Here is a 17,134-nt window from a genome sequence, read left to right on the forward strand (position 1 = left end):
CCGGTCCCGGTACCGATACGTGAAAGGGCACCGCCGGACGGCGGTGCCCTTCGCGCTGCGCGGCCCGGGCGGTCCCGTGTGGGCCGCCCGTGCCGGAAGCGTCAGAACTTGTTGCGCGGGGTGATGCCCAGGGACATGCCGGCCAGGCCGCGGGCGCGGCCGCCCAGCTTGCCGGCGATGGAGCGCAGCGCCGCGCCGGCCGGGGAGTCCGGGTCGGACAGGACGACGGGCTTGCCCTCGTCGCCGCCCTCGCGCAGCCGTACGTCGATCGGGATGGAGCCCAGCACCGGGACGGTCGCGCCGACCGTCTTGGTCAGGCCGTCGGCGACCTTCTGGCCACCGCCCGAGCCGAACACGTCGACCATCTCGTCGCAGTGCGGGCAGGGCAGCCCGGACATGTTCTCGACCACGCCGACGATCTTCTGGTGCGTCTGCACGGCGATCGAGCCGGCGCGCTCCGCGACCTCGGCCGCGGCCTGCTGCGGGGTGGTCACGACGAGGATCTCCGCGTTCGGCACCAGCTGGGCGACGGAGATCGCGATGTCGCCGGTGCCCGGCGGCAGGTCGAGCAGCAGGACGTCCAGGTCGCCCCAGAACACGTCGGCGAGGAACTGCTGGAGGGCCCGGTGGAGCATCGGACCGCGCCAGACCACGGGCGCGTTGCCCGGGGTGAACATGCCGATGGAGATGACCTTCACGCCGTTGGCCGACGGCGGCATGATCATGTTCTCGACCTGGGTCGGGCGGCCGTCCACGCCCAGCATGCGCGGCACGCTGTGGCCGTAGATGTCCGCGTCGACGACGCCGACCTTCAGGCCGTCCGCGGCCATCGCCGCCGCCAGGTTCACCGTCACCGACGACTTGCCGACACCGCCCTTGCCGGACGCGACCGCGTACACGCGGGTCAGCGAGCCCGGCTTGGCGAACGGGACCTCGCGCTCGGCGGTGCCGCCGCGCAGCGTGGCCGCCAGTTCCTTGCGCTGCTCGTCGCTCATCACGTCCAGCGTGACCGCGACCGAGGTGACGCCGGCGACGCGCTCGACGGCCTCGGTGACGTTCTTGGTGATCGTCTCGCGCATGGGGCAGCCCGACACCGTGAGGTAGACCGTGACGGCCACCTCGCCGCCGTCGCCGATCTCCACCGATTTGACCATGCCGAGCTCGGTGATCGGCCGGTGGATCTCGGGGTCGTTCACCGTCGCCAGCGCGTCGAGGATCGCGTCCTGCTCGGGCACGGCGGCGGAGCTTGTGTCGGTAGCCATGCCCCGATGGTACGGCTCGGTAGCCTGCCTCAGGAAAGGCCGCTAGCGGTCGCCTTCGTCACTCTCCGCCGGGAATAGACGGCGCTCGTCCATCTCCTTGATCAGGTCCTGGAACTCCGACCTGATCCAGTCGCGGGTCGCCACCTCGCCCAGGCCCATCCGCAGGGCCGCGATCTCCCGGGTCAGGTACTCGGTGTCGGCGATGGACCGTTCGTTCTGCTTGCGGTCCTGCTCCAGGTTGACCCGGTCGCGGTCGTCCTGCCGGTTCTGCGCGAGCAGGATCAGCGGAGCCGCGTACGAGGCCTGCAGCGACAGCATCAGCGTCAGGAAGATGAACGGGTACTGGTCGAACCGCAGGTGGTCCGGCGCGAAGACGTTCCACAGCACCCACACGATGATGACCAGCGTCATGTAGACGATGAACCGGCCCGTGCCGAGGAACCGTGCCACCCGCTCCGACAGCCGCCCGAACGCCTCCGGGTCGTACTCGGGCAGCAGCGAGCGCCGCGGCGCCCGCGGCTGGTCGAGGCGGACCCGCGAACGCGTCAGCGCACTCGACCCCGTCGACTGCCCGGCCTTGGTCCGCTCGGCGCGCTCCGCGGCCCGCTCCGCGCGCTCGGCCCGCTCGTTGGCCTCGGCGAGCCCGTGCTCGCGCGAGTGCAGCCGCGCCTGCTCGCGCCGCTCCCGGGACTGTTCCCGGCGCCACTCGCGGGCACGCTCGCGCGCCCCGTCGCGGTCGCGGTCCCCGCGCCCCCGCTCAGCGGCCATGCACGGCCTCCTCGGAATGGAAGTCCGTCTCCCGCCAGTCGTCCGGCAGCAGGTGGTCCAGTACGTCGTCCACGGTCACCGCGCCCAGCAGCGAACCGCTCTCGTCGACCACCGGCACCGCGACCATGTTGTACGCGGCCAGGTAGCTCGTGACCACCGGCAGCGAGGCGTCCGGACGCAGCGGCGGCAGGCCCGTGTCCACGATCGAGCTCACCAGCGTGAACGGCGGGTCCCGCAGTAGCCGCTGGAAGTGCACGGTTCCCAGGTACTTGCCCGTCGGCGTCTCGTCCGGCGGCCGGCACACGTACACCTGCGCGGCCAGCGCCGGCGACAGGTCCGCCTGCCGGACGCGCGCCAGCGCGTCGGCGACCGTCGCGTCCGGGCGCAGCACGATCGGCTCGGTGGTCATCAGACCGCCCGCGGTGTTCTCCTCGTACGACAGCAGGCGGCGCACGTCGGCCGCGTCGTCCGGCTGCATCAGCGTCAGCAGCCGCTCCTTGTCGTCCTCCGGCAGTTCCGACAGCAGGTCGGCCGCGTCGTCCGGGTCCATCGCCTCCAGGACGTCGGCGGCACGCTCCTCCTTCAGCTTGCCGAGGATCTCCACCTGCTCGTCCTCGGGCAGCTCCTCCATGACGTCCGCGAGCCGGTCGTCGTCGAGGGCGTTGGCCACCTCGGCGCGCCGCTTCGGCGTCAGGTGGTGCAGGACGTTCGCCACGTCGGCCGGGCGCATCTGCTCGAAGGTGGCCACCAGGTTCTCGGCGCCCTGCCCGTGCTCCTCCAGCGAGAACCCGGTCACCGCCGACCACTCGACGGTCAGGGTCTCGCCGCGCCGGCGCAGCGCGCCGCCCTTGCCCTTGCGTACGAAGATCTTGTCGATCTCCCAGTCGCGGCGGGCCGGCAGCTGCTGGATGGCCACGTCCAGGACGGTGACCTCCTCGCCACCCGCGACGAGGCGCACCCGCCGGTCCAGCAGTTCGCCCAGGACCAGCCGCTCGGTGGGCCGCTGCTCGAAGCGCCGCATGTTGACGACGCCGGTGGTGATGACCTGTCCGGACTCCACGCCCGTCACCCGCGTCATCGGGAGGAAGATCCGGCGCCGGCTGACCACCTCGACCACCAGGCCCAGCAGCCGCGGCGGACGGCCGCCGACGCGCAGCATCGCGACGAGGTCGCGGACCCGGCCGACCTGGTCGCCGGCGGGGTCGAAGACGGGTACACCCGACAGATGCGAGACGAAGATCCGCGGGGCGCCACCAGCCATGCGAGCGCCTCCTAGAGCGTCGATCCAGTCCTGCCGCCCCTCAGGCTAGCCCGTGCCGCCGGAGAGCGTCCTGGTGGGGCGGTCCGCCCGTGAGCCGGGCGGCCGCGGCCGCCCGGAGGGCCGACCACCCGCCCGGAGGGCCGACCACCCGCCCGGCACCGGAACTACGGGCGGGTACGCTGCCTGCTGCTCGAAGACGCACGACGAGAGGCACCCGCCCGTGACCGCCCACCTCCCCGCCGCTCGGCTGCGCCGGGCGGCCCTCGCCGGTGTCCTCTTCGCTGGCCTGGCCGTCACCGGCACGGGCTGCGGGGCGGACCCGGACGAGGGCACCAACGGCGTCGGCAAGCTCTCCGCCGACCAGATCGACGGCAAGGCGAAGGCCGCGGCCGCCGGCGCCGCCTCGGTGCACCTGTCCGGCACGCTCGTCAGCGGCGGCAAGTCGTTCACGCTCGACATGCGGCTGGGGAAGGACGGCGGCTCCGGCGAGGTGAAGCTGCAGGAGGACACCTTCCAGGTGCTGCGGGTGGGCGAGCAGCTCTACCTCAAGGCGAGCGCCGCCTTCTGGGGGAAGTCCGACTCGGCCGGCAAGCTCGGCGACAAGTACGTGAAGGTGCCCGACAGCGATCCCACGTACAAGCAGTTCCGCGGGTTCACCGACATGCACGTGCTGCTCGACGGGCTGCTCGCGCTCGACGGGAAGCTCGCCAAGGGCGACTACACCAAGGTCGGACCCACCCGCGCGGTCCTGCTCACGGCGGACAAGGGCAAGGGCGGCAAGCTGTCGGTGTCCCTGGAGGGGACCCCGTACCCGCTGCGCCTGGAGCGGGCCGGCGGGGCGGGCCGGGTCGAGCTCGCGGAGTGGGGCAAGACCTTCCCGCTGGAGGCGCCCGCACAGGACCAGACCGTCGACTACGGGTCGCAGATGCCGACGACCAAGGACCAGAGCGCCGGGTCCGGCCCGGTCCCGAGCCCGGGCAAGAGCTCCGGGCAGGGCTCGAACCCTACGAAGTAGGGGTCCGGCCGGCCGCCTTCTTCCGCCGGAACAGCAGCTTCGGCAGACCGGCCGGCACGGCCCTGCGGGTGACCGCCGGCGATCCCAGCGGGGCCGCGGCCAGCGATCCGCCGGGCAGGTCCGTGCTCGCCGTCACCGGTTCCAGCCGCAGCAGCCGGCACTCGCGCGCCCACCGCTCGGTCATCTCCTCCGAGTCGGGCGCGTTCAGCCGCTTGCCCTTCAGCTCGGCGACCGCGGCCTGCCACTGCTCGCCCCGGGGTTCGAGCTCCCGCACGGTCGCGGTCCAGGCGACCAGCCGGCCGCCCTTGTCCTTGCTGCGCACGGTCACCTCGGCGGCTCCGCCGTCCGCGAGCCCCGGGAACGGCTGTTCCCCGGGCCCGTCGCCCAGCACGTGGGCCGCGCCGTCCACCCAGGCGTGCCACAGGGCCCGGTCGGCCCCGGAGCCGCGGACCCAGATCAGGCCGGACTTCTTGGTGGCCTCCTCGACGAGGGCCAGGTCGAGCGTGCTGAGAGTCATGCGCAACAGAGTAGGGGGTGCCCGCCGGGGATCACGGGACAGCCCTCAGAGCCAGCCGTGGCGGCGCAGGGCGCGGTGGATGGTGAAGCAGGACGCGGCGATCGCGGCCATCACCACCGGGTAGCCGTAGCGCCAGTGGAGCTCCGGCATGTGCTCGAAGTTCATCCCGTAGACCCCGCAGATCATCGTCGGGACGGCGATGATCGCGGCCCAGGAGGTGATCTTGCGCATGTCCTCGTTCTGGGCGACCGTCGCCTGCGCGAGGTTGGCCTGGAGGATCGAGTTCAGCAGCTCGTCGAAGCCGATGACCTGCTCGTGGACCCGCGCCAGGTGGTCGGCGACGTCGCGGAAGTACTTCTGGATGTCCGGGTCCACCAGCCGCATCGGGCGCTCGCTCAGCAGCTCCATCGGCCGCAGCAGCGGGGAGACGGCCCGCTTGAACTCCAGCACCTCGCGCTTGAGCTGGTAGATGCGGCCCGCGTCGCCGCCGCGCGCGCCGCCCTTGGCGGGCGCCGCGAAGACCGCGCTCTCCACCTCGTCGATGTCGTCCTGGACGGCCGCCGCGACCGCGATGTACCCGTCGACGACGTGGTCGGCGATCGAGTGCAGGACGGCGGAGGGACCCTTGGCGAGCAGCTCGGGGTCGTCCTGGAGGCGGTGGCGCAGGGACCGCAGCGAGCCCTGGCCGCCGTGCCGGACGGTGATGACGAAGTCCGGGCCGGTGAAGCACATGACCTCGCCGGTCTCCACCACCTCGCTGGTCGCGGTCAGTTCGGCGTGCTCCACGTAGTGGATCGTCTTGAAGACGGTGAACAGCGTGTCGTCGTAGCGCTCCAGCTTCGGCCGCTGGTGCGCGTGCACCGCGTCCTCCACGGCGAGCGGGTGCAGGCCGAACGTGGCGGCGATCCCCGCGAACTCGGCCTCCGTCGGCTCGTGCAGCCCGATCCAGGCGAACCCGCCGTCCGCCCGGACCCGGGCCATGGCCTCACGCGGCGTCAGGCAGGCCGATCCCAGGGCGCGTCGGCCGTCGCGGTACACGGCGCAGTCGACGACCGCGCTGCTCGCGGACGGGTCGCGGGTGGTGTCGTAGCCCGGCAGGACGGGGGTGGACCTGCGCAGGGCCGGACGTACGGCGGCACGCAGGTAGGGCAGCATCGACATGGCAGGCTCCTTCGCACGCACGGCTGCGGACCGTACGGGTGGGAGGTCCCTTCCGGATGGCACGGCCGCGGCGGGCGGGCAGGCCCGGGCGGACGGAAGGAACAGGACGGGAGGACAAAGTTCTGCCGTCGCTCTTCGACTGATCAGATGATCAGACGGGCGGGAACGCGCCCGTACAGGGAGTGGAAGAGCGGTTGGTACTGCACGATCGACTTCGATCCATTGCAGCCCCACCTCCTCCGGCCGGTCCTCCGTGGAGGACGTCCTGTCGCCGGATGCCGCGAAACGCCCCCAGCCACCGCTGGGAGGTGCCCCCATGCAGAGTGTGGCCCCGACCAGCGGTCAACATTATCAGCCGACGGATGGTCAAGACCCGCCCTTTACCCGCCTCATACGAGTTCTATGCTCGCTTCATGGCAGAAATTCTGGCTCTTGTCGAAGCCCGGCTGCGCAGCGCGCTCGGCGAACCCGACGCCCGCGCCGCCGTTACCTTCCTCGGCACCGACCGCATCGAGGTGCTCCGTTTCGCCGAGGGCGACCTCGTGCGGTACGCGACCCTCGGCATGTCCGCGCACCCGATGTCCGATCCGACCGTCGTGGTCGCCGACCCGCTGCGCGGGCCGCGCGCCGAGCTCGTGCTGACCGTACGGGCGGGCCTGGCGCCCACCGACAAGCTGCTGCGGCCGCTCGCCGTGCTCGGCGCCTCGCCCCAGGTCGAGGGGCTGGTGGTGTCCCCCGGCGCCTCGCTCGACGTGGGCGGGCCGCTGTGGGACGGGGCGCCCTTCACCTCCGTGCTCGTCGGCGAGCCGGGCGGACTGGTGGAGGACCTCGAACTCGACGCGCCGATGGACCCGGTGCACTTCCTCCCGCTCCTGCCGATGACGGCGAACGAGGCCGCCTGGAAGCGGGTGCACGGCGCGGCGGCGCTCCAGGAACGCTGGCTGTCGCACGGCACGGATCTGCGGGACCCCCTCCGTACCGCCGTGGCGCTGGACTGACACATCCGGACGGGTGATCGTGTCTTGACGGGGCGCCGGGCGGGGAGGAGCGTGGCTTCTTATGAGGGGCGAACCAAGTTGCCCGAAGTGCGGTGGCCGGGTCAGGGCGCCCGGGCTCTTCTCCGACTCGTGGCAGTGCGCACTGCACGGCACGGTCCACCCCCTGCAACCCGTCATCCCGCCCAGCGTCGAGGGCCTGGGCGTGGTGGTGAACCGGGCGAAGGTGCCGGTGTGGATGCCGTGGCCGCTGCCGGTGGGGTGGCTGTTCACCGGAGTGGCGGCAGCCGGTGACGACCACAGCGGGGGCCGGGCGACGGCGGTGGCCTGCTCGGGCCCCGGACCGCTCGGCGGGATCGGCGAGCTGCTGTTGGTAGCGGAGGAGTTGGGCGTCGGCCTCGGCGCGCGGTACGCCGGGATCGACGGGCCCGACCCCGGTACGTACATCGACATCTCCTCCCCGCCGCACGCCAAGGTCGTCGCGGCGGGCCGCCCGACACCGCTGTGGCATGTGAAGGGGGCCCCCGACGACCGGGCCGTGTTCGCCGGCGAGGCGCGCGGGCTGTGGCTGTGGGCCGTCGTCTGGCCGGAGCAGTCGGGTCTGCTGATGTACGACGAACTGGTGCTGACGGACCTGCGGGACGCGGGATCCGAGGTCGAACTCCTCCCGTGCGGCGCCCTGAGCCCCCGCGTCCTCGGTCCGTAGGCCCTGCTCACGGGGGCGGGGCCGCGGGCGGCGTGACGCCCGCACGGCGGGCGGGCGGTATCCTGGGGTGTCCCCCCGTACCCGCGAGACCCCTGGAGAACCGGCCGTGCGCATCGACCTGCACGCCCACTCCACGGCCTCCGACGGGACCGACACCCCCGCCGAGCTGGTCCGCAACGCGGCCGCCGCCGGGCTGGACGTGGTCGCGCTGACCGATCACGACACCGTCGGGGGATACGCCGAAGCCCTCGCCGCACTGCCGCAGGGGCTCACCCTCGTCACCGGCATGGAGCTGTCCTGCCGGCTCGACGGCATCGGGATGCACCTGCTCGCGTACCTCTTCGACCCCGAGGAGCCGGAGCTCGCGCGCGAGCGGGAACTCGTCCGCGACGACCGCACCCCGCGCGCCCACGCCATGATCGGCAAGCTCCGGGAGCTCGGCGTCGACGTCACCTGGGAGCAGGTGGCCCGGATCGCCGGCGAAGGCTCCGTCGGGCGCCCGCACATCGCCACCGCGCTCGTCGAGCTGGGCGTCGTCCCCACCGTGTCCGACGCGTTCACGCCGGACTGGCTCGCCGACGGCGGCCGCGCGTACGCCGAGAAGCACGAGCTCGACCCCTTCGACGCCATCCGCCTGGTCAAGGCGGCCGGCGGGGTCACCGTCTTCGCCCACCCCGCCGCCGTCAAGCGCGGCCGCTGCGTCCCCGAGTCCGCGATAGCCGAGCTCGCGTCCGCAGGCCTGGACGGGATCGAGGTGGACCACATGGACCACGACGGTGACACGCGCGGTCGGCTGCGCGCCCTGGCCGGCGAGCTCGGCCTCCTCACGACGGGATCCAGCGACTACCACGGCAGCCGCAAGACCTGTCGCCTCGGCGAGTACACGACGGACCCCGAGATCTACGGCGAGATCACGCGCCGCGCGACGGGGGCCTTCCCCGTGCCGGGCGCCGGCGGAGCGACCGGCGCGTAAGCGCGCCCGCCCGCCCCCTCTTCCTCCTTCGAAACACCCCTCTCTCCTGCAAGGCATCACTGTGTTCGACTTCGCCGTCTTCGGATCCCTATTTCTCACGCTTTTTGTGATTATGGACCCCCCGGGGATCACGCCGATCTTCCTCGCCCTGACCTCCGGCCGCCCCGCCAAGGTGCAGCGCCGCATGGCCTGGCAGGCCGTCTGCGTGGCCTTCGGCGTCATCGCCGTCTTCGGTATCTGCGGCCAGCAGATCCTGGACTACCTGCACGTCTCCGTCCCCGCGCTGATGATCGCAGGCGGTCTGCTGCTCCTGCTCATCGCGCTCGACCTGCTCACCGGCAAGACCGACGAGCCCAAGCAGACCAAGGACGTGAACGTCGCCCTCGTGCCGCTGGGCATGCCGCTGCTGGCGGGCCCCGGTGCGATCGTTTCCGTCATCCTCGCCGTGCAGAAGGCGGACGGGGTCGGCGCACAGGTCTCGGTCTGGTCCGCGATCATCGCCATGCACGTCGTGCTGTGGATCACGATGCGCTACTCGCTGGTGATCATCCGGGTCATCAAGGACGGCGGCGTCGTCCTCGTGACGCGCCTCGCCGGCATGATGCTCTCCGCGATCGCCGTCCAGCAGATCATCAACGGCGTGCTCCAAGTCGTGCACGGCGCCTGACCGGCGCGCGCCTGCCGGGCCGGGAGCCCCTGCGGGCTCCGCGGGCACGCGAAAGCCCCCGCACCGGACCGGTGCGGGGGCTTTCGCGTGTGTGTATTCGTGCGGAGTGTCAGGAGGACGCACTCTCGGCCGGTCGGATCAGAATGCGCTGGCCCACGGCGGCTGCCTGCTGCACGATCCGGTTGACGGAGGCCGCGTCCACGACGGTGCTGTCCACGGCGTTTCCGTCGACATCGTCCAGGCGCAGAATCTCGAAGCGCATGGGGCTTCTCCCTTCGTCAGTGTTCTCCTTGCACTGTTCCCAACGAAGTGTAAGACGCAAACATTCCCTACGCTAAGGAAATTTTTTGACTAGCTAACTAACCCTGGGGGCGGCCGTTCCAGAACGCTGCCAGCGCACCCGCTGTGACCTGCGGGTTCTCCGCATTGGGGGAGTGCTCGGTGCCCGCCACCACCACCCGCTCCGCACCCAGCCGATGTGTCATGTCGTCCATCAGCGGGACCGGCCACGCGTAGTCGACCTCGCCCGACAGCACCAGCTTCGGCAGGTCCACACCGCTCAGCGCCTCCACCCGGTCCGGCTCGGAGACCAGGATCCGGCCCGTGGCGATCAGCTGCTCGGGCACCGTCGCCATCCACCGCCCGCGCAGGAACTCCGTGAGTTCCGGGGATTCGGGGACCGCGTCCTCCGGGTCGAAGGACCGCATCGCCGTCCACACCCCCGCCATGTCCTCCCGCATCGCCTCCAACGCGGCGACCAGCAGCTTCGTACGCTCCTGCTGGTCCTCGGCGATCGCGGCGGGCCCGCTGCTCATCAGCGTGAGGGAGGCGAAGGGCGCCGCGTCGCGCAGGACGGCGGCCCGGGCGATCAGCCCGCCCAGCGAGTGCCCGACCAGGTGGACCGGCCCCCCGTCCAGCGCGGCGGCCTGGGCGAGGACGTCCAGCGCCAGCTCCCGGAGCGCGTACGCCGACTCCTCGCGCGGACCGGGGCTCTCGTGCTGGCCGCGCCCGTCGACCGCGACCACCCGGTACCCGGCGGCGGAGAGCGGCTCCAGGAGCCCGATGAAGTCCTCCTTGCTGCCCGTGAAACCGGGGACCAGCAGGGCGGTCCCGCGGACCGGCTCGCCGGCCTCGTGCACGGCGAAATCACCGCGGGCGGTGGACAGGAGGTGCGCGCGGGCACCGGACGGCAGCGTGAGGCGGGGCGGCTTGCTCATGGCCAGAGGTTACCGGCCCGTAGGGGCGTGTCCAGCCCGGGTACGCCGGTGGCCCCGGCCCCCTCGGAAGGGGACCGGGGCCACCGGACGGCGGAACGCGGATCAGGCCTCGGTGGTCTCCGCGACGGCCTTGCGGGTCCGGGTGCGCTTCGGCTTGGCCGGAGCCTCCTCGGCAACCGGAGCGGCCGGAGCCTCGACGACCGCGGCAGCGGCCTTGCGGGTCCGGGTGCGCTTCGGCTTCGCCGGAGCCTCCTCGGCCACGGCGACGGCCTCGGCGACCGGAGCGGCCTCCACGGCCTTGCGGGTCCGGGCCGGGGCGCGGCGGGCCTTGACCGGCTCCACCGGCGGGGCCACCTGGAAGTCCGGCTCCGGGGCCGCGTCGACGACCTTGCGGGTCCGCGTCCGTCGGGCCTTGACCGGGGCCTCCGCGACGGGGGACTCGGCGATCGGCGTCACCTGCGCGAGGACGGGCTTCTGGGTCGGGACCCGGCGGGCCCGCACCGGCTCGGCCTTGGCCGGCTCGGCCTTGGCCGGCTCGGCCTCGACGGGCTCGGCCTCGGCGACCTTGCGGGTCCGCGTCCGTCGGACCTTGACCGGAGCCTCGGCAGCCGGGGCCTCGGCGACCGGCGCGACCTCGACGGCCGGGACCACGACCTCGGCGACCGCGACCGGAGCCTCGGCGACCTGGGCCACGGCGGCCGCGGCGGCCGCCGTCGTCACGGAACGGGTCCGGCGGCGGCGCGGCTTGCGCGGCTCGTCGGCGGCCGGGGCCTCGGGGGCCTGCGCCACCTCGGTCACCGGCGTCACGGCGGCCTCATCGGCAGCGACCTCGGCACCGCCGCGCGTACGGCGGCGCTGGCGCGGGGTGCGCGTCCGGGCGGGACGCTCCTCGACCGGGGCGGCGGCGGCCGGGCCACGGCCGCCACGGCCACCGCGGCCGCCGGTCTCGCCCAGGTCCTCCAGCTCCTCGGCCTTCAGGCCGGCCCGCACGCGCTCGGCGCGCGGCAGGATGCCCTTGGTGCCGGCCGGGATGTTCAGCTCCTCGAACAGGTGCGGCGACGTGGAGTACGTCTCGACCGGGTCGTGGAAGTCCAGCTCCAGCGCCTTGTTGATCAGCTGCCAGCGCGGGATGTCGTCCCAGTCGACCAGGGTGACGGCCGTGCCCTTGTTGCCCGCGCGGCCGGTGCGGCCCACGCGGTGCAGGAAGGTCTTCTCGTCCTCCGGCGTCTGGTAGTTGATGACGTGCGTGACGCCCTCGACGTCGATGCCGCGCGCGGCGACGTCCGTGCACACCAGCACGTCGACCTTGCCGTTGCGGAACGCGCGCAGCGCCTGCTCGCGCGCACCCTGGCCCAGGTCGCCGTGGACGGCGCCGGACGCGAAGCCGCGCTTCTCCAGCTGCTCGGCGATGTCGGCAGCCGTGCGCTTGGTACGGCAGAAGATCATGGCCAGCCCGCGGCCCTCGGCCTGCAGGATACGGGAGACGAGCTCCGGCTTGTCCATGTTGTGCGCACGGAAGACGTGCTGCTTGATGTTGGCGACGGTCACGCCCTCGCCCTCGGGCGAGGTGGCGCGGATGTGCGTCGGCTGCGTCATGTACCGGCGGGCCAGGCCGATGACCGCACCCGGCATGGTCGCCGAGAACAGCATCGTCTGACGCTTGGCCGGCAGATAGTTGATGATCTTCTCGACGTCGGGCAGGAAGCCCAGGTCGAGCATCTCGTCGGCCTCGTCCAGGACGAGCGCCTTGACGTGCGACAGGTCGAGCTTGCGCTGGCCGGCCAGGTCGAGCAGGCGGCCCGGGGTGCCGACGATCACGTCGACACCCTTCTTGAGCGCCTCGACCTGCGGCTCGTACGCGCGGCCGCCGTATATGGCGAGCACGCGGACGTTGCGGACCTTGCCCGCGGTCAGCAGGTCGTTGGTGACCTGGGTGCACAGCTCGCGCGTCGGGACGACGACGAGGGCCTGCGGGGAGTCGGTGAGCTGCGCGGGCGTGGCCCGGCCGGCCTCGACGTCCGCGGGGACGACGACCCGCTCCAGCAGCGGAAGGCCGAAACCGAGCGTCTTGCCGGTTCCGGTCTTCGCCTGGCCGATGACGTCCGTGCCGGAAAGGGCTACGGGGAGGGTCATCTCCTGGATCGGGAAGGGGGACACAATGCCGACGGCCTCAAGGGCTTCGGCCGTCTCGGGAAAGATCCCGAGGTCTCGGAACGTAGTCAGGGTGCTGCCTCTTCTGTGAGACGCGGCGCGAGGCGGCGAGGAGGGTCGTACCGTGCCTGGCTTGCAGTACTGCGCCCTCCCACGTTCGGGAGAGCAATACGAAGCTGCGCGGGACCACTGGCCTTCGCTCAAGCGCTTGTGCCGCTGAGGGGGCCCCTCGTGGAGAAGCGGTACGCATGGACGTACGCATCACGCCGAGGGCGGTCGGGTGGAGCCGATCGGGCCACCGACCGGGCATCCTCATTCGGATGGCCCGCCGAGTATCCGGCAGGCGCATTACCACTGTACCCCGGAATCGCGCAGGTGTGTCGGGTGAATTCACCTGGTAGTCGTGTTTAGGCGGACTGTCAGCGACCTGATGCGGTGCCTTGAGCGGCCTTCCGGCGGGCTATTGTGCGGAGCATGTCGACCGTTGAAAACGCATCGCCCTCCGACGACGGCGCCGCCGCCGAAGCGACCGGGATCGCCGCCCAGGACTGGGCGGCCGCCTCCGCCTCGCCGCAGTACCGCGCCGCCGTCGTGGACCTGCTGGGCGCACTCGCGTACGGAGAGCTCGCGGCCTTCGAGCGCCTCGCGGAGGACGCGAAGCTCGCGCCCACCCTCGACGACAAGGCCGAGCTCGCGAAGATGGCCTCCGCGGAGTTCCACCACTTCGAGCGGCTGCGCGACCGGCTGGCGGCCATTGACGCCGAGCCCACCGCCGCCATGGAACCCTTTGCCAAGGGCGTGGACGACTTCCACCGCCAGACCGCCCCGTCGGACTGGCTGGAGGGCCTGGTCAAGGCCTACGTCGGCGATTCGATCGCCAGCGACTTCTACCGTGAGGTCGCCACCCACCTGGACAGCGACACCCGCGCGCTCGTCGTGAGCGTGCTGGACGACACCGGCCACGGCGGCTTCGCCGTCGAGAAGGTGCGCGCCGCCATCGAGGCCGACCCCCGCTGCGGCGGCCGGCTCGCGCTGTGGGCCCGCCGCCTGATGGGCGAGGCGCTCTCGCAGGCGCAGCGCGTGGTCGCCGAGCGCGACGCGCTCTCCACCATGCTGGTCGGCGGCGTGGACGGGATGGCGGCCGGCTTCGACCTGGCGGCCGTCGGCGAGATGTTCACCCGGATCACCAAGGCGCACACCAAGCGGATGGCCGCACTGGGCCTCGCCGCCTGAGTTCCACCTGCCGCTCTTCACCCGCTCGTACGCCGGCCCCGGCGCGGAATCCCGCGCCGGGGCCGGCGTACGTCGTCAGTCGGGGGAGTCGTCGGAACCCGTGGAACCCCCAGAATCCTGTGGACCCGGGGATCCGGAGGGCCGGTCAGCCCTGCGACGGGAGTGAAAACGGAGTCCTGCGGGGGGAGCGCCGGGGCCCCGAGGCGGGGCGCAGCAGCAGCGACAGCACCACCGCGGACACCAGGACCGAGCCGATCAGCGTCGCCGGCAGCGTGTTGTGCCCCGGGCCGAGAGCGAACTGCGTCAGGTACGCCCCGAACAGCGCTCCCAGCACGCCGCTGACGAGCACCACTCTCGGAGACGGCAGCCGCCGGGCCAGCACTCGCACGGCCACTCCGGCAAGGGCGAGGCCCAGGAGGGCGGAGCCGAGCACTTCCATCAGCAGCATGGGGGCCTCCCGCAGGTCAGGGGCAAACCGGTTCACAGCGGTCCTACCCGAAGCGGAAGAAAGGGAAACGGCCCGGTGGGGTCAACCACCGGGCCGTTCCATCCAGTTCTCGTACGCCGGTCCCGCTGCGCCCCGACTGCGTCAGAGCGCGCCGAAACCGACCTTGCGCACGCTCGGCTCGCCCAGGTCGACGTACGACAGGCGGTCGGCCGGCACCAGGACCTTGCGGCCCTTGTTGTCGGTGAGGCTCAGCAGCGGCTCCGAACCGGTCAGCGCGGCGGTGACGATGCGCTCCAGTTCCTCGGCGCTCAAGTCGCTCTCCAGCACGATCTCCCGGGGTGCGTGCTGCACGCCGATCTTGACCTCCACGGCTTTGTCCCTCCGATGGTCGGTTGTGCGCGATCAGCCGCGCCGTACCCGGACCACATTAGCCCGGAGAGGGGACGCGGATGCGGCGCTCCGGACACGCTCGCAGCGAACAGCGGCCGGTCAGGCGCCGCCGGGCCCGTCCGGCCCGCCCGCGGTCAGGCCTGGGCCGCCTGGCCGCCCTCCGTGCCGTGCAGCGGGAAACCGGCGATGCCGCGCCAGGCCAGCGAGGTCAGCAGTCCCACCGCGGTGTCGCGGGCGACGGGGCTCTCGCTGGAGAGCCAGTACCGGGCCACCACCTGCGAGACCCCGCCCAGCCCCACGGCGAGCAGCATCGACTCGTCCTTGGACAGGCCGGTGTCCTCGGCGATGACGTCGGAGATGGCCTCGGCGCACTGGAGCGAGACCCGGTCCACGCGCTCGCGCACCGCGGGCTCGTTGGTCAGGTCGGACTCGAACACCAGCCGGAACGCGCCGCCCTCGTCCTCCACGTACGCGAAGTAGGCGTCCATGGTCGCGGCCACGCGCAGCTTGTTGTCCGTCGTCGACGCGAGGGCCGTCCGCACGGCGAGGAGCAGGGCCTCGCAGTGCTGGTCCAGCAGCGCCAGGTAGAGGTCGAGCTTGCCCGGGAAGTGCTGGTACAGCACGGGCTTGCTGACGCCGGCGCGCTCGGCGATGTCGTCCATCGCCGCCGCGTGGTACCCCTGCGCGACGAACACCTCCTGGGCCGCACCCAGGAGCTGGTTGCGTCGGGCTCGGCGCGGCAGTCGCGTGCCCCGGGGACGCGCTGCCTCCGTCTGCTCGATGGCTGTCACGCCGCCTCCCACTTTCTCTAAGAACACAGTGCGCTCTGCGCCGCGCCCGCCATCGTACTTTTCGGTAACCGAATCTGGAGGGTCGAAGCCGAGTTTTCTCGCTGTACGGACCGCCCGGAGGCGCTGGTCAGCGCTGCTCGACAGGCGTACCGGGCGGTAGCCTGAGCTGGGGGGATGCCTCCCGGACCGCAAGGCCGGGGGAGTCAGCGGTAGTCGTCCTCGTCCAGGGGCACCACCCGCGCCTGCTCGACGGCGTCGCCGTCCGCGGCCTCGTCGCGGTCCACCCCCGTGACCCGGTCGTCGTCCTCGTCGGGCTGCAACTCGGCCAGCTGTTCCGCCGCATCGGCCTCGGGCGCCTCGGCGTCGAGGGCCTCCCGGATGCGCTCCTGGAAAGTGTCCGGCTCTGCGGGGTCGACGGTCATGTGGCTCCCCTTCTTCCCTCTCCCCTCGCGGGTGTGCCTCACCTACGAGCCTAGGAGGATCGCGGATACCCCGCTATGCGGATCCCCATGCATCTGTGATGCCGAACACAAGAGTCCGGACGTGATCGTCTCGTAACATTGGCCGCATGTCTTCGACCGAGCTGCCGGGTGTGCGATCCGCATCCGAGGCGTCATCCCAGGTGGGAGCCGTCCACGTCGCCGAGGGGGAGCAGCTGCGCACGGTGGTGCTGCCCGGACTGGAGCTCGCCGTCCGGTCCCGGCCCCCGGCGCGTACGGATCTGCCCCCCGCGCTGTTCGTCCACGGACTCGGCGGTTCGTCGACGAACTGGTCGGACCTCATGGTGCAGCTGGAGGACACCGTCGACGGCGAGGCCGTCGACCTGCCCGGCTTCGGATGGTCCCCGCCGCCCGCCGACCGGGACTACTCGGTCACGGCACTGGCCCGCGCGGTCATCCGGCACCTCGACGCAGCCGGCCGCGGCCCCGTGCACCTCTTCGGGAACTCCCTCGGCGGCGCCGTCTCCACCCGCGTCGCGGCCGCCCGCCCCGACCTGGTGCGCACGCTCACCCTGGTCTCGCCCGCACTGCCCGAGCTGCGCGTGCAGAAGTCGGCCGTCCCGACCGCCCTGCTCGCCGTACCCGGGATGGCCGCCCTGTTCCTGCGGCTGACCCGCGGGCTGACCGCCGAGGCGCGCACCCGCGGGGTGACGCAGCTCTGTTACGGGGACCCCTCCCGGGTGACACCGGAGGGGTTCGCGCACGCCGTCGCCGAGATGGAACGGCGGATGGCCCTGCCGTACTTCTGGGAGGCGATGACCCGCTCCTCGCGCGGCATCGTCGACGCGTACACCCTCGGCGGGCAACACGGGCTGTGGCGCCAGGCGCAGCGGGTCCTCGCCCCGACGCTGCTCGTCTACGGTGGCCGGGACCAGCTGGTCTCGTACCGTATGGCGCGCAAGGCGGCGGCGGCCTTCCGGGGTTCGCGGCTGCTGACCCTGCCCGAGGCCGGGCACGTGGCGATGATGGAGTACCCCGAGGTCGTGGCCGACGCCTTCCGTGACCTCCTGCACGACACCGCCCGGGACACCCCGGACGCCCGGGACATCCGGGATTCCGAAGACGACGGCAGAGGCTGA

At 72.3% G+C, this 17,134-nt stretch carries 19 protein-coding genes; 7 read left to right on the forward strand and 12 right to left on the reverse strand.

The window, feature by feature from the left end:
* Positions 1-101: 101 nt before the first annotated feature.
* The 3 genes from ACIPK4_RS03950 to ACIPK4_RS03960 form a co-directional block, all read right to left on the reverse strand.
* On the reverse strand, positions 102-1,217 hold the full coding sequence (locus ACIPK4_RS03950; protein ID WP_376193017.1) for an Mrp/NBP35 family ATP-binding protein: 1,116 nt from the start codon (positions 1,215-1,217) through the stop codon (positions 102-104).
* Between the two features lie 87 nt (positions 1,218-1,304).
* Positions 1,305-1,811, reverse strand: coding sequence for a DUF1003 domain-containing protein (locus tag ACIPK4_RS03955; protein ID WP_376193015.1), 507 nt, complete (start codon positions 1,809-1,811; stop codon positions 1,305-1,307).
* Between the two features lie 208 nt (positions 1,812-2,019).
* A complete protein-coding gene (locus tag ACIPK4_RS03960; RefSeq protein WP_402309122.1) occupies positions 2,020-3,291 on the reverse strand; it encodes a magnesium transporter MgtE N-terminal domain-containing protein in 1,272 nt (423 codons plus the stop codon).
* 220 nt (positions 3,292-3,511) lie between these two features.
* On the opposite strand from ACIPK4_RS03960, the gene ACIPK4_RS03965 reads away from it, so the two are divergent.
* On the forward strand, positions 3,512-4,306 hold the full coding sequence (locus ACIPK4_RS03965) for a hypothetical protein (protein WP_402309123.1): 795 nt from the start codon (positions 3,512-3,514) through the stop codon (positions 4,304-4,306).
* Here ACIPK4_RS03965 and ACIPK4_RS03970 read toward each other — a convergent pair.
* Together ACIPK4_RS03970 and ACIPK4_RS03975 are read right to left on the reverse strand one after the other, a co-directional pair.
* Positions 4,296-4,823: a hypothetical protein gene (locus tag ACIPK4_RS03970; RefSeq protein WP_402309124.1), complete on the reverse strand. Its 528-nt coding sequence runs from the start codon at positions 4,821-4,823 to the stop codon at positions 4,296-4,298. The genes ACIPK4_RS03965 and ACIPK4_RS03970 overlap by 11 nt on opposite strands.
* 45 nt (positions 4,824-4,868) lie before the next feature.
* On the reverse strand, positions 4,869-5,984 hold the full coding sequence (locus ACIPK4_RS03975) for a magnesium and cobalt transport protein CorA (RefSeq protein ID WP_402309125.1): 1,116 nt from the start codon (positions 5,982-5,984) through the stop codon (positions 4,869-4,871).
* 413 nt (positions 5,985-6,397) lie between these two features.
* Between ACIPK4_RS03975 and ACIPK4_RS03980 the strand changes: the two genes are divergently transcribed.
* From ACIPK4_RS03980 to ACIPK4_RS03995, 4 genes are all read left to right on the forward strand, one after another.
* Entirely contained in the window at positions 6,398-6,982 is a 585-nt protein-coding gene (locus tag ACIPK4_RS03980) for a suppressor of fused domain protein (protein WP_054227364.1), read from the forward strand.
* Positions 6,983-7,043: 61 nt separating this feature from the next.
* A complete protein-coding gene (locus ACIPK4_RS03985; protein ID WP_376192896.1) occupies positions 7,044-7,685 on the forward strand; it encodes a DUF6758 family protein in 642 nt (213 codons plus the stop codon).
* A gap of 106 nt (positions 7,686-7,791) precedes the next feature.
* Positions 7,792-8,658, forward strand: a complete 867-nt coding sequence (locus ACIPK4_RS03990) for a PHP domain-containing protein (protein WP_054227366.1) — start codon at positions 7,792-7,794, stop codon at positions 8,656-8,658.
* A 61-nt stretch (positions 8,659-8,719) separates the two neighbouring features.
* Positions 8,720-9,325 carry a MarC family protein gene (locus ACIPK4_RS03995; RefSeq protein WP_402309126.1) on the forward strand — a complete coding sequence of 202 codons (606 nt, stop codon included), beginning with the start codon at positions 8,720-8,722 and terminating at the stop codon, positions 9,323-9,325.
* Positions 9,326-9,434: 109 nt separating this feature from the next.
* On the opposite strand, the gene ACIPK4_RS04000 is transcribed toward ACIPK4_RS03995, so the two are convergent.
* The 3 genes from ACIPK4_RS04000 to ACIPK4_RS04010 all read right to left on the reverse strand — a co-directional run bounded on the left by ACIPK4_RS04000 (position 9,435) and on the right by ACIPK4_RS04010 (position 12,675).
* On the reverse strand, positions 9,435-9,587 hold the full coding sequence (locus ACIPK4_RS04000; protein WP_376192889.1) for a hypothetical protein: 153 nt from the start codon (positions 9,585-9,587) through the stop codon (positions 9,435-9,437).
* Between the two features lie 97 nt (positions 9,588-9,684).
* A complete protein-coding gene (locus ACIPK4_RS04005) occupies positions 9,685-10,542 on the reverse strand; it encodes an alpha/beta fold hydrolase (protein ID WP_402309128.1) in 858 nt (285 codons plus the stop codon).
* A gap of 102 nt (positions 10,543-10,644) precedes the next feature.
* Positions 10,645-12,675 carry a DEAD/DEAH box helicase gene (locus tag ACIPK4_RS04010; RefSeq protein WP_402309130.1) on the reverse strand — a complete coding sequence of 677 codons (2,031 nt, stop codon included), beginning with the start codon at positions 12,673-12,675 and terminating at the stop codon, positions 10,645-10,647.
* Between the two features lie 492 nt (positions 12,676-13,167).
* Between ACIPK4_RS04010 and ACIPK4_RS04015 the strand changes: the two genes are divergently transcribed.
* Entirely contained in the window at positions 13,168-13,926 is a 759-nt protein-coding gene (locus tag ACIPK4_RS04015) for a ferritin-like fold-containing protein (RefSeq protein WP_376205374.1), read from the forward strand.
* A gap of 145 nt (positions 13,927-14,071) precedes the next feature.
* On the opposite strand, the gene ACIPK4_RS04020 is transcribed toward ACIPK4_RS04015, so the two are convergent.
* The 4 genes from ACIPK4_RS04020 to ACIPK4_RS04035 form a co-directional block, all read right to left on the reverse strand.
* Positions 14,072-14,374: a hypothetical protein gene (locus ACIPK4_RS04020; RefSeq protein WP_054227371.1), complete on the reverse strand. Its 303-nt coding sequence runs from the start codon at positions 14,372-14,374 to the stop codon at positions 14,072-14,074.
* Positions 14,375-14,515: 141 nt separating this feature from the next.
* The gene (locus ACIPK4_RS04025; RefSeq protein ID WP_030153467.1) at positions 14,516-14,743 is read right to left on the reverse strand and encodes a DUF3107 domain-containing protein; all 228 of its coding nucleotides are present in this window, start codon (positions 14,741-14,743) and stop codon (positions 14,516-14,518) included.
* Positions 14,744-14,898: 155 nt separating this feature from the next.
* Complete coding sequence (locus tag ACIPK4_RS04030) at positions 14,899-15,555, reverse strand: TetR/AcrR family transcriptional regulator (RefSeq protein WP_030291179.1); 657 nt, start codon at positions 15,553-15,555, stop codon at positions 14,899-14,901.
* 203 nt (positions 15,556-15,758) lie between these two features.
* A complete protein-coding gene (locus ACIPK4_RS04035) occupies positions 15,759-15,977 on the reverse strand; it encodes a hypothetical protein (protein ID WP_054227372.1) in 219 nt (72 codons plus the stop codon).
* A gap of 146 nt (positions 15,978-16,123) precedes the next feature.
* Here ACIPK4_RS04035 and ACIPK4_RS04040 point away from each other — a divergent pair, with 146 nt between their 5' ends.
* Positions 16,124-17,134, forward strand: a complete 1,011-nt coding sequence (locus tag ACIPK4_RS04040) for an alpha/beta fold hydrolase (RefSeq protein ID WP_402309131.1) — start codon at positions 16,124-16,126, stop codon at positions 17,132-17,134.

This window comes from Streptomyces sp. NPDC086989, from assembly GCF_044745505.1.
Lineage (GTDB): Bacteria > Actinomycetota > Actinomycetes > Streptomycetales > Streptomycetaceae > Streptomyces.